We start from the raw sequence: 11382 nt of genomic DNA, 5'->3' as shown, positions 1-11382 counted from the left end.
AAATGGCGCAAATAAAGAAAGTGGCGGTGGTCGGTGCCGGAACGATGGGCGCACGAATTGCCGTGGTGATGGCGCGCGGAGGCTATCGCGTTAGCTTGTGGTCACGCTCTGAGTCGACGCTCGACAAAGCGCGTGCCATCGTGGAATCGCTCGGCATCAGCGAACTAGTGGAATATACGACTTCGCTGGAGCACTGCCTGGCCGACGCCGACCTGGTGTCTGAAAACGTTGCTGAGGATGTAGCGCTGAAACAGCGTGTGCTAAAAGACATCGAACAGCAGGTTAGCGCTGACTGCGTGATAACGACCAATACCTCAAGCGTTTCTATCACGCTGCTGGCGTCAGCCCTGAGCCAGCCGCAGCGGCTTATCGGCATGCACTGGTTCAATCCGGCGGATACGATGCCGATGATTGAGATTGTTCTCGGTGAGCACACCGCAGACGATATTTGCCAGCAGGTACGGGATATCTGTCAGCGGCTGGGCAAAGAGACGATCACGGTTAACCAGGATATTCCGGGTTTTATCATCAACCGGCTGCAGTACGCGATGCTGCGTGAGGCGCTTTATCTGGTGGATGCCGGCATTGGCTCAGTCGAGGACGTCGACCGCGCGGTGCAGCGAACCCTTGCTCCACGCTGGGCGGCGATGGGGCCGATGAAGCTGATGGATTTTGCCGGGCTGGATACGGTGGAAAAGGTCGCCGGTATCTTACTGCCCAGCCTGGATAACAGCAGTCAATTGCCGGTGTGGCTGAAGCAGAAGGTGGCCGAAGGCAACCTCGGCGCGAAAAGCGGGGAGGGGTTTTATTCCTGGACCGCAGAGACCGCCGCGGCCGCGATGCGCAAGCGCGATGAAACGATCAGGCACCTGACCGGGAGCGATGAAGATGAGTGATATTCTCTCCCGGATTGACGGGGCGGTAGCCGTAGTGACCCTCAACCGGCCGCAAAAATATAATGCGCTAACCGCCGAAATGCTTGATGAGCTGGTGACGACCCTGAGAGAGCTGGATGGACGAGCGGACATCAGAGCGATAGTTTTGGCTGGCTCGCCAAAAGCCTTTTGTGCCGGAGCCGACACCGGCACGCTGGCGTCAGCTTCGGCCACGACGCTGTGGCGCAGCGGTTTTAGCGAAAAGTGGGACAGGGTAGCAGAGATCGAAACGCCGCTGATTGCCGCCGTCTCCGGCTATGCGCTCGGCGGCGGGCTTGAGCTGGCGCTGCTGTGCGACATAATTATCGCTGACCAGAGCGCGGTCTTCGGCCTGCCGGAGAGCCACATCGGCATTATTCCCGGTGCAGGCGGCACGCAGCGGCTGGTGCGCGTCGTCGGCAAGTCGCTGGCGATGGATATGCTATTGAGCGGACGAAGAATTGACGCTCAGGAAGCCCTGCAGGCCGGCCTTGTCAGCCGGGTGACGGATTCGCTGGAGGAGCAGGCGCTGGCGCTGGCTTATCAGGTCGCCAAAGCCGCTCCACTGGCCGCGGCGATGATTAAAAAAGCCGTGGCGGCAAGTTATGAAATGCCGCTGGGCGCGGGAGTGGCCTATGAAAGATCGCTCTCCGCTTTGATAGCCGACAGTGAGGACAGGGCTATCGGGCTGGCGGCTTTTAAAAATAAGCAGTCGCCTGAGTTTAAAGGCCGATAAGCTAAATCAGCGCTGGAACCGGCAGCCAGTCTGCCGGTTTTTAGCTGGCTGTAAGGGTAACGCGGGCGAAAAGGGAGGACGCAGAGGAGAGCACATTGATTTTTGCCGGGGCGCTAATCAACAGGCTGTCGTAGTGCTGCAAAACGTGTTGTTCCCCGTTGACGTCAAGCTCCAGCCGGTCACCCGCATTAAACAGGAGCTGTATGCCCTGCTGGTGCGTCCAGCTTCCTTCCCGTAGCCAACCGACAGCGGCTTTTGTGGTGTCTGCTTTATAGATGACATTAAAGTCCAGCAGCGGGCCGCCCTTAATAGTGCAGGAAACTTCGCTCTCGCCGTTAAAATCGGTTGCCTGAAACGGCGGGATCAGCGTGCTTTTCACGCCGTCGACGGTGAGGTGCATGCCTTCGCCTTCAAGCACGCTGATGTTGCGCAGGTAGCCGGCAAAACGAGAGAAGGGACCATCACTGCGGATGGTTGCCACCGAAATCCGCCAGTCATAGTCGTCCGTGGCCGGGAATCGGTAAATCTCACGCGTTACGCCCTGGCCGTTTTTCCAGAGCACTTCCGGGCACTGCTCGTAGGGCAGAAGCTGGATCATTTATGCATGCTTCCTTCGAGGCGATAGCGCGAACCCGGGTAAACCAGACGCACGCTGGTAACGATTTTTTTGTTCTGTCGACCGGTCCAGGTGCGGCGATTGACCTGCAGGCAAGGCGTGTGCTCGTCGATTTCCAGATACGCGCACTCTTCGCGTGGCACATTCACTGCCTCAATAATATGCTCACCTTCAACGATGGGCGCGATGGACGAAAGATAGGCGTTAGGCGTGATGCGCGTGAAGTCCTGCTGGAAGTAATCAGGAACGATCAGCGAATTTACCAGGCGATCTTCCAGCATCACCGGCACGCCGTTTTCATAGTGGCAAATCAGGGAGTGAAACAGGCGGCTGCCCTTGGGCAAATTAAATGCCATCGCCTGCTGCGCATCTGCGTAAACCTGGGTCAGCTCCAGGACACGAGCGTGATGGCGGTGGCCGCGGCTGGCTATTTCGTCGGCAATGTTATTGATTTCCAGCAATGCGGACTGCCCGCGAACTTCAGCGACGAAGGTGCCGATACCCTGCATGCGCACCAGCAGACCTTCGGCGGTCAGCTCTCGCAGCGCGCGGTTGATGGTCATGCGGCTGTAGCCGAACTGATTCACCAGCTCGCTTTCCGATGGCACGCGGTAATTGACCGGCCACAGCCCGCTATGAATATTGGTCTTGATAATGATTTTAACCCTTTCATAAAAAGGGGCCGGCTGGTCCAGGTTTTCAGGTTCTGCCGCTGCTTTATATACGTCGTTTTGTGCCATTCATCATTCCTCGCCCGGGTCTCCTTTAAAGTTTACTCTACCCCTATTTGGATGTATATATACATGCATGTATATACAATTGATTAACCTTAAACCGGGGTGCTGATATGGCGGTATATTTCGCGGCAAAAGCGCTACTGCCGCAGGGCTGGGCGGAAAATGTCAAACTGGGCGTTTCGCCGCAGGGCGTGATAAGTTCACTGGAATGCAACAGCCTGCCGGGCGACGACGATATCCGGCTAAGCGGGATTGTGGTACCGGGCATGCCGAACCTGCACTCACACGCTTTTCAGCGGGCGATGGCGGGGCTGACCGAAGTGGTGGGCGACCCGGCAGACAGTTTCTGGACATGGCGCGATCTGATGTATCGCCTGGTGGGTAAAATCACCCCGGAACAGCTGGAGACTATCGCCAGCTATCTGTATATCGAAATGCTGAAGGCCGGCTATACCTCGGTGGCGGAGTTTCACTATCTGCATCATGACGTTGACGGTCAGGCTTACGCGCAGCCTGCGGAACTGGCGCTTCGCATTGCCCAGGCGGCTAAAAGTGTTGGCATTGGCCTGACGCTGCTCCCGGTGCTGTACTCGCACTCCGGCTTCGGCGGGCAACCCGCTTCGTCAGGTCAGCGCCGCTTTATAAACAGCACCGACAGCTATCTTAAACTGTACGACAGCATTGCTTCGGCATTGGCCGCAGAACCGATGCAGCGCGCCGGGCTGTGCTTCCATTCGCTGCGTGCCGTCACCCCGGAACAAATGCGCCTCGTGCTGGAAAGCCAGCCGCAGCCTCAGCCGATCCACATCCATATCTCCGAGCAGCAAAAAGAGGTGGAGGACTGCCTCGCCTGGTCTGGCCTGCGCCCGGTGGAGTGGCTATACGAAAATATGCCGGTCGATGAGCGCTGGTGCCTTATTCATGCCACTCATATCACCGAACGTGAAACGCAACTTATTGCCGATTCTGGCGCAGTCGCCGGATTGTGTTTAACCACCGAAGCAAATCTCGGGGACGGTATTTTCCCGGGGCAGGCTTTTCTGCAGCAGGGCGGCAACTGGGGAATTGGCTCGGACAGCCATATCAGCGTTAGCGTAAGTGAAGATTTACGCTGGTTTGAGTATGGCCAGCGCCTTAATAACCGACGCCGAAACTTGCTGCATCTTGAGGCCGAGCCTTATGTCGGCAACGTGCTTTATCAGGGGGCGCTGCGCGGAGGGCGTATGGCGCTGGGGCAAAATATTGGAGAGCTGGCTGTCGGCGCGAGAGCCGATCTGCTGGTGCTTGATGGCGACGATCCGTTCCTGGCGACGGCGCAGGACGGCGATCTGCTGAACCGCTGGATTTTTGCCTGCGCCGCTAATCCGATAAAAGAGGTGATGACCGGCGGCAAATGGGTCATCCGTGAAGGGCGGCATGCCAGAGATGAAGAGCTTAAGGCTGATTTTGCTCAGGTACTGAGGACGCTGACCCGTTAGCTACGCAGCGCAAAAGCTTATCCGCTATTGAGCTATCTGCCTTCTGGCTTTCAGGTTTTAATGCTGACCTGCGAGTTCACGAGGAGAAAATCATGGCAAATGCTCGATATGCAATTTTGGGCGGTAGTTCCGGTATCGGGCTGGCGCTCGCTCGTAAACTGATTTCCCGGGGGGATCGTGTCCTTATCGGCGGGCGTTCGCCTGATAAACTGGAGGCTGCATTAACTGAGCTGGGCGACAATGCCGAAGGGAGAGTGGTCGATGTTACCGATCGTTCCTCTCTGAACAATTTCTTTTCTGCGGCAGGGCCGCTGGCTGGGCTTTTTACGCCTGCGGCCTCTTATCAAACCGGGGATTTCCGGGACGGGGACATTGCGACATCGGAAGCCCTTTTCCAGGCGAAGTTCTGGTCGCAGTATTGGGCCGTTTACGCTGCTCTGCCCAACCTTCATGCCTCCTCTTCGGTTGTCCTGATGTCAGGCGCAGCGTCTGCCCGGCCCATCGGCGCGCCTGCTTATGCCGCCTGTAATGCGGCGCTTGAAGGGCTGGCGCGTGGCCTGGCCGTTGAGTTGACGCCTATCAGGGTAAATTGCCTGTCGCCGGGCACCACCGACAGCGAGCTCTGGCGCAACCGCACGGCTGAAGCGCGTGAATCTGCCTACCAATATTGGAACTCTCTTGCGCTGGTTGGCCGTCCAGCACATGTGGATGAGCAGGCGGCAACGGCCCTTTTTCTGTTAGACAATCAAAATATTACGGGCAGCACCCTCTACTGCGATGGGGGCTATACGCTCCGTTAAGCGTCTTTATCCATGAGAGTTTTTCAGGAAAGTTAGCCTCAGCCTGGCCGATGTTTTATGCAAACTAACAAACTGGGATGAAATCAATGACAGGTCAGACAGGACGGCTCTGGACTTCAAAAAAGCCGAACTGCTGACCAATCATACTCACCTGAAGCTGGCTTATTCTCCTGAGCTAAAATAAGCGCCGCCCCCACGCTTGGGCGTGGGTTTTTTATCTCCTTCGGGAACCTGTTTCTTATCGCTACCACTCAGGCTCAAATACCCAACGAGTGGAATACCCTCAGATGAGAAGCTTCCTTAATAACACCTTTCGTCCGTCACAGACTGACCCGCGCCTGCAGGCGCAAAATACTCAGCATGGTCGTACATCCAGAACGGCGGCCACGGCTTCGTCGTCGCGCAGCGTCAATAATCCCTCCACCCGAATGGTGCAGGACTTTGCCAAGCTCAGCGGTAAAAACCTCAGGGCCAACGTGCTGCTTAACAGCGATGACAACTCTGTGCCGATTCACCATAAAAGCCCTTCGGCGCTGCTGAAGGCAATAGACGACAATATCTCAAATACGGCGAGAGAGTGGGGAATGCCCAAGCATGAGGTAGAGGCGATGCTGGGGAGCAGCAAGCGTATTAACGAGCCCGTATGCGGCGTGACCGCGAATAATGTAATGAAGTTATTCCTCGACACTGACCACTTTAGCTACGCTTTTGAGCATGGACGTACAATGTCGCTGCCGCAGCTCCAGCAGCAGCTGGCGAACTTACCGGCCCATAAGCATTTCATTCTACGTGTTAACGATGCGGGTCTTGGGCATGCGTACGTCATCGATCTTCCCGCCAGCGCAAAACCCGCCCGCGATGCGTTCCTCTATCAGTCTGATTTGGGCGATGGCGCAACCCGACCGCTGCGCCTTGACGACTGGATGAGTAAGAAAGCCTCGCACCCGGTGTCACTGAATGATATCAACAGACACTTTATGAATATGTCGCAGGGCCGGGTCGATCCGGACCATATCGCTAAATTGTTTGATGTGGACAGTAATCCAAAAATGCTACGCCCGGAACGCCTTGATTTACGTAAGAACCATGGCTTCAATTTCCAGCTCTCGGAGTACGATCCGGCGAATCTGGAAAGAAATGTCTCGGCAATTAAAACGCGCTGTGGTTGAGGAAAAGCCATATATCGCACCGGGAAAACCCACGGCAAACGTGGGTTTTTTCTTTGCGGAAACGGCAATAAAATTGGCCTTTTGGCGCGTTGGGGCTGGACTAACTCCATGTGATCTCTATCATGTCCAGGTCACTACAGAACAAGAGAATGTGCTATGCAACATATCATCGAAGGTTTCCTTAACTTCCAGAAAGAGATTTTTCCGCAGCGCAAAGAGCTCTTTCGCAGCCTGGCGTCCAGTCAAAATCCTAAAGCGCTTTTTATTTCCTGTTCCGACAGCCGCCTGGTGCCGGAGCTGGTGACCCAGCAGGAGCCAGGGCAGCTCTTCGTTATTCGCAATGCCGGTAATATCGTGCCTTCTTTTGGCCCTGAGCCAGGTGGCGTTTCTGCGACTATCGAATATGCGGTTGTGGCGCTTGGCGTGACGGATATCGTGATCTGCGGACACTCTAACTGCGGTGCGATGAAAGCCATTGCCTCCTGCCAGTGTCTCGACCCTATGCCTGCCGTAGCCCACTGGCTGCACTATTCCGATGCAGCAAAAGCGGTCGTTGAAAAGAAAACCTGGGACAACGAGACCGATAAGGTTAACGCGATGGTGGAAGAGAACGTCATCGCCCAGCTGAACAACATTAAAACGCATCCTTCCGTTGCGGTAGGTCTGCGCAACAATGGCCTGCGCCTGCACGGCTGGGTTTACGATATCGAAAGCGGCGAAATCCGCACCCTGGATAAAAGCAGCAAGACCTTTGTCTCCCTTGCAGACAATCCGGACGTTTGTTTCGAATAACTCGCTGACAAACCCTGCTCAAGAAACCCACGGCCCTACGTGGGTTTTTTATTTAACGATATAATGGAAGGCAGCTTGTTGGGCTTGTTAATATTTTGAATCTTAATTTAAATAAATATTACGATTTGAAATGATTTTATTATTATTGCTTTTGTCCTGGCGGGTTTCTTTTTATTCATTTTTTTGAGTGCGCGATCGAGCACTATTACGCCTGTTTTTGTTTTCTGAAAATATGCGAAAATTAAAATTGTGAATCACTTCAAAATATCAACTTAAATATGGCTTAAACGCACTTTTATATAAGAAATAATTAGCCTGCTACATAAGCTGAACACTCCATCAACTTCATTTATGAAGAATAATAATTATGAAAATCAGCAAAGCAGTGGTCAAAGGCTCCGCGAAAACCTTTGTCCCGGGCATATTATTTTTCGCACTTCTGCCTTCACTCGGGCATGCCGCCGATGCTTTTAGCCCTGATTCCGAATATATGTTCGGCGACTGGGGCGGCTATCGAACCGACCTGAAAAATCAGGGTGTAGATTTTCAGGTTGGCTACACGGCTGAGTCTGCCGCAAATCTCGCGGGCGGCTACGATAAATCCACCTCGATGCGCTACAGCGATCAGTGGGCTTTCGGCGTCAATTTAAACCTGGAGAAATTGCTTAACTGGGACGATACGGAATTTCAATTCACCGTAACCAACCGCGATGGGCAGGATATTTCCGGGCAGAAAGTGTCCGACCCGCGCACCGGCATGCTCTCTTCGACTCAGGAAGTTTACGGGCGAGGACAAACCTGGCGCCTGACGCAGTTATGGATGCGTAAAGGCTTCTTTGATCATGCGCTGGATATCAAGGCTGGCCGCGTCACCGTGGGGGAGGATTTTGATAATTTCGACAGTAAATTCCAGAACCTTGCTTTTGGCAGCGGGCAGGCGGGCAACTGGCGTGGCGATCACTGGTATAACTGGCCGGTCTCGCAGTGGGGCGGGCGTGTTCGTCTGAATTTCACACCAGAAATATTTATGCAGGTTGGCTGGTATAACCAGAATGAAAATAACTATGCCGCCGGGGATGGGTTCCGCATGGACTTCCACCCGACGGTCGGAAATATGGTCCCGGTTGAGCTGGGCTGGCAGCCGAAGCTGGGGCCGGATAATTTGCAGGGTAATTACCGGATTGGTGGCTATTACAGCTCGGCTAACGACTCGGTGTACAGCTCGTGGCGTAACGGTGGCTATACGGACACGGCCCATGCCTACGGCGGCTATATCCTTGCGCAACAGCAGCTGACGAGCCAGGGCGGAGATCCTACTCGCGGGCTTAAGCTGACGTTACAGGGTGTGATGAACGACCACAAGACGGCAAAAATCGATAATTACCAGTCGGTCTCTCTGACCTGGAAAGGGGCTTTTGATGCTCGTCCGGACGATGAAATCGGCATCGGTATCGCCCGCATTCACGTTAACTCAAGCTACAGCAACCAGCAGCGTGCTGAGAATAATTTCAACGGCGTGAACGATTATAACAGCGCCACGTATCTGCCGATTCAGGATGGGTCGGAATACGATTACGAAATCTATTACAACGTGCAGGCCACCAAATGGCTGCAGATCCGCCCGAACCTGCAGTATGTTGCGGCGCCTGGGGCAGTCTCTAAAGTCGATGACGCCTTTATCGGCGGTATCTCGGCTAACGTGAATTTCTGACCATTCATTGTCGTAAAATAAAAGCCCACGTTTTTCGGGTGTTTGTCATCAATCTGAGTCCACGCTTTGCGTGGACTTTTTACATTTAAGGATAAATAAAGTCGTCAAAAATAAGATTGTGGAGATTTTGGGGATTTACTCTTCCCCTGCGGTAAAGCTTCAGGCTGCGGGATTATAATCGACATAGAGCGGGCTAAGGCCCCGGGTTCAGCCGCAGGGCAGGAGAGTATAAGATGAAAAAGCACCTTTATGTTTTGGCAATGTCTGCGCTGATGACTGTGCCATCCATGGCGCTGGCGCGTCCTGGCCCGTGGTTTGGCCATGGACCCGGATTCTATTCAGGTCCACGTTTTTATGCCGGTCCGCATTATTTCTATGCGGGGCCTCGCCTGACCGTGCTTCCGGGGCTGGCAACCGCCATTATCGTCGGCGGGTTAACCTATTATGTCGTCAACGGTATCTACTATCAGCGGCAGGGTGCGGAGTATATTCGGGTTGAAACCCCGCCAAGCCCAGGCTCCGGCATCAACGTTCTCGATTACAACGGCAAGCGCTATTACGTGCGTAACGGGAGTTATTATCAGAAGGATATCGACGGGAACTATATTGAGGTTCCTCGTCCCGCCGGATTATAGGCTGTCGCCAACATAGCCAGCCTTCTATGGCGGTGGATGCCCGGGCGTCCGCCGCCGTGGCTCAGGGTTATAAGCGATCCTGCAACCTTATTGCTTGCAAGGTCATCTCACTTTCTTATCGTTAGCGCAAAAACCATCCGTGTTTTGTATTAGCACAAACAGGCATCAATCTTGTTACATTAAATCTACAATCGGCTTCGCAAAATCACCTTTTAGCAGGTGTTGTACGGCAAAATTGGTTGTATATACATGATTGATCATTTGAGGTGCGTGGTGGGTTATCCGGCGTTTAATCTGGCTTTATGAGGTGGCTATGTCGTCTTTTTCATCAACCGAAGAGCAGTCCAAAAGCGGGAGCCGCCTGACGGAATCCCGGTCCATCGATTACATCCCTGACGGTGAACGTCATGGGCATCCTTTTAGCCAGTTCACCCTTTGGTTCGGCGGCAATTTGCAGATCACCGCGATTGTCACCGGCGCGCTGGCCGTTGTGCTGGGCGGAGACGTCGTCTGGTCGTTGGTGGGGCTATTTGTGGGGCAGATTCTGGGGGCAGCGATCATGTCCTTCCACGCTCTGCAGGGGCCGCGCCTTGGCCTGCCGCAGATGATCCTCTCCCGGGCGCAGTTTGGCGTATACGGGGCGGTCATTCCGCTGGTGCTGGTGTGCATTATGTACATCGGATTTTCCGCCAGCGGCACCGTACTGGCGGGGCAGGCGATGGCCCGTCTTCTGTCGATAAGCGACGTTAGCGGGATGATTCTGTTCAGCGCCATTATTATCGTGATTGCCGTGCTCGGCTATCGTGTGATCCATAAGCTCGGGAAGGTCGCCAGTATTGTTGGTGTCCTGGCGTTTGCCTGGTTATTTGGTTCGCTGTTGTTCAATACGGATCTTACGGCCATCCTGCAAAATAACCATTTCTCCATGCCGATGTTTTTGCTGGCGGTGTCGCTGTCCTCATCCTGGCAAATTGCGTTTTGCCCTTATGTTTCCGATTATTCACGCTATCTGCCGCGGGATGTGTCCGGCCCGAAGGTGTTTTTCTCGGTGTTCAGCGGCACCGTGCTCGGAACTCAGGCTTCTATGACGCTGGGTGTTATCACTGCGGCAATTGCAGGGAGTGCGTTTTCGGGGCATGAGGTTAGCTATATTGTCGGGCTGGGCAAAACCGAAACCATGGCGATGCTGATTTATTTTGCTATTTGCTTTGGCAAAATTACGTTTACCACGCTGAACGCCTACGGCAGCTTTATGTCGCTAACCACCATTGTGTCAGGTTTCCGCAAACAGGTGACGCTGAGCCAGAGAAATCGCATTCTGTTTGTGGTGCTGATGGTGGCGGCTTCGTGCATTATTGCGCTGCTGAGCGAACCGGCGTTCCTGAAACACTTCACCCATTTCCTGCTGTTCTTGCTGGCCTTCTTTGTACCGTGGAGCGCCATTAGCCTGACGGATTACTTCTTTATTTCGTCCCGGGCCGTGGATATTCCCGCGCTGTTTGACGCCGATAAACGCTATGGCCGCTGGAACCTGTTCGGCATTGGCGTCTATGTCGTGGGCGTGCTTATCCAGCTGCCGTTTATTGAAAACCCGCTCTTCCACGGCTCGCTGACGTGGCTCTTCGACGGCAACGACGTGTCGTGGATCATCGGCTGGTTTGGTACAGCGGCGCTCTATTATGGCCTGCGTCGGCTGGATAAACGCGTGTTACCTGCGGCGACGGTTTACCCTAATAGCGCTGAGCGCTGATGTTGCTTTGAAAACAAAAATCCACGCCGAAGCGTGGATTTTTT

Annotated in this window: 11 protein-coding genes; 9 read left to right on the top strand and 2 right to left on the bottom strand. The window is 54.2% G+C overall.

The genetic code is table 11. The features are described from left to right. The first annotated feature begins 2 nt into the window (after positions 1–2). Both EL098_RS09895 and EL098_RS09890 read left to right on the top strand, forming a co-directional pair. A complete protein-coding gene (locus EL098_RS09895; protein WP_126356065.1) occupies positions 3–896 on the top strand; it encodes a 3-hydroxyacyl-CoA dehydrogenase family protein in 894 nt (297 codons plus the stop codon). Further along, a complete protein-coding gene (locus EL098_RS09890) occupies positions 889–1650 on the top strand; it encodes an enoyl-CoA hydratase-related protein (protein ID WP_126356064.1) in 762 nt (253 codons plus the stop codon). Before EL098_RS09895 ends, EL098_RS09890 begins: the two co-directional genes overlap by 8 nt. A 40-nt stretch (positions 1651–1690) precedes the next feature. Here EL098_RS09890 and EL098_RS09885 read toward each other — a convergent pair whose 3' ends face one another. Beyond that, complete coding sequence (locus EL098_RS09885) at positions 1691–2248, bottom strand: HutD/Ves family protein (protein ID WP_126356063.1); 558 nt, start codon at positions 2246–2248, stop codon at positions 1691–1693. After that, a complete protein-coding gene (gene hutC / locus EL098_RS09880; RefSeq protein WP_126356062.1) occupies positions 2245–3006 on the bottom strand; it encodes a histidine utilization repressor in 762 nt (253 codons plus the stop codon). The genes EL098_RS09885 and hutC overlap by 4 nt, the downstream gene beginning before the upstream one ends. A 107-nt stretch (positions 3007–3113) precedes the next feature. Between hutC and EL098_RS09875 the strand changes: the two genes are divergently transcribed. From EL098_RS09875 to EL098_RS09845, 7 genes are all read left to right on the top strand, one after another. Then, positions 3114–4481 carry a formimidoylglutamate deiminase gene (locus EL098_RS09875; RefSeq protein ID WP_126356061.1) on the top strand — a complete coding sequence of 456 codons (1368 nt, stop codon included), beginning with the start codon at positions 3114–3116 and terminating at the stop codon, positions 4479–4481. Positions 4482–4573: 92 nt separating this feature from the next. After that, on the top strand, positions 4574–5281 hold the full coding sequence (locus tag EL098_RS09870) for an SDR family oxidoreductase (RefSeq protein WP_126356060.1): 708 nt from the start codon (positions 4574–4576) through the stop codon (positions 5279–5281). A gap of 287 nt (positions 5282–5568) precedes the next feature. Further along, positions 5569–6450: a cycle-inhibiting factor gene (locus EL098_RS09865; protein ID WP_126356059.1), complete on the top strand. Its 882-nt coding sequence runs from the start codon at positions 5569–5571 to the stop codon at positions 6448–6450. Between the two features lie 156 nt (positions 6451–6606). Next, positions 6607–7242: a carbonic anhydrase gene (locus EL098_RS09860; RefSeq protein ID WP_126356058.1), complete on the top strand. Its 636-nt coding sequence runs from the start codon at positions 6607–6609 to the stop codon at positions 7240–7242. 367 nt (positions 7243–7609) lie between these two features. Then, positions 7610–8953: a carbohydrate porin gene (locus EL098_RS09855; protein WP_164716814.1), complete on the top strand. Its 1344-nt coding sequence runs from the start codon at positions 7610–7612 to the stop codon at positions 8951–8953. Positions 8954–9186: 233 nt separating this feature from the next. After that, complete coding sequence (locus EL098_RS09850; protein ID WP_126356057.1) at positions 9187–9588, top strand: DUF6515 family protein; 402 nt, start codon at positions 9187–9189, stop codon at positions 9586–9588. A 361-nt stretch (positions 9589–9949) separates the two neighbouring features. After that, entirely contained in the window at positions 9950–11338 is a 1389-nt protein-coding gene (locus EL098_RS09845; protein ID WP_164716924.1) for a purine-cytosine permease family protein, read from the top strand. Positions 11339–11382: the final 44 nt, after the last annotated feature.

Source organism: Cedecea lapagei (assembly GCF_900635955.1).
GTDB lineage: Bacteria > Pseudomonadota > Gammaproteobacteria > Enterobacterales > Enterobacteriaceae > Cedecea > Cedecea lapagei.
Note: the sequence above shows the minus strand (reverse complement) of the source record. Positions and strands in the feature narration are given on the sequence as shown.

What these genes read in the sequence shown, in the direction of transcription:
- EL098_RS09865 (WP_126356059.1), top strand. Translation starts at nt 5,569, where the DNA reads ATGAGAAGCTTCCTTAATAACACCTTTCGTCCGTCACAGACTGACCCG.
- EL098_RS09885 (WP_126356063.1), bottom strand. Translation starts at nt 2,248, where the DNA reads ATGATCCAGCTTCTGCCCTACGAGCAGTGCCCGGAAGTGCTCTGGAAA.
- EL098_RS09895 (WP_126356065.1), top strand. Translation starts at nt 3, where the DNA reads ATGGCGCAAATAAAGAAAGTGGCGGTGGTCGGTGCCGGAACGATGGGC.
- EL098_RS09855 (WP_164716814.1), top strand. Translation starts at nt 7,610, where the DNA reads ATGAAAATCAGCAAAGCAGTGGTCAAAGGCTCCGCGAAAACCTTTGTC.
- hutC (WP_126356062.1), bottom strand. Translation starts at nt 3,006, where the DNA reads ATGGCACAAAACGACGTATATAAAGCAGCGGCAGAACCTGAAAACCTG.
- EL098_RS09860 (WP_126356058.1), top strand. Translation starts at nt 6,607, where the DNA reads ATGCAACATATCATCGAAGGTTTCCTTAACTTCCAGAAAGAGATTTTT.
- EL098_RS09890 (WP_126356064.1), top strand. Translation starts at nt 889, where the DNA reads ATGAGTGATATTCTCTCCCGGATTGACGGGGCGGTAGCCGTAGTGACC.
- EL098_RS09875 (WP_126356061.1), top strand. Translation starts at nt 3,114, where the DNA reads ATGGCGGTATATTTCGCGGCAAAAGCGCTACTGCCGCAGGGCTGGGCG.
- EL098_RS09850 (WP_126356057.1), top strand. Translation starts at nt 9,187, where the DNA reads ATGAAAAAGCACCTTTATGTTTTGGCAATGTCTGCGCTGATGACTGTG.
- EL098_RS09870 (WP_126356060.1), top strand. Translation starts at nt 4,574, where the DNA reads ATGGCAAATGCTCGATATGCAATTTTGGGCGGTAGTTCCGGTATCGGG.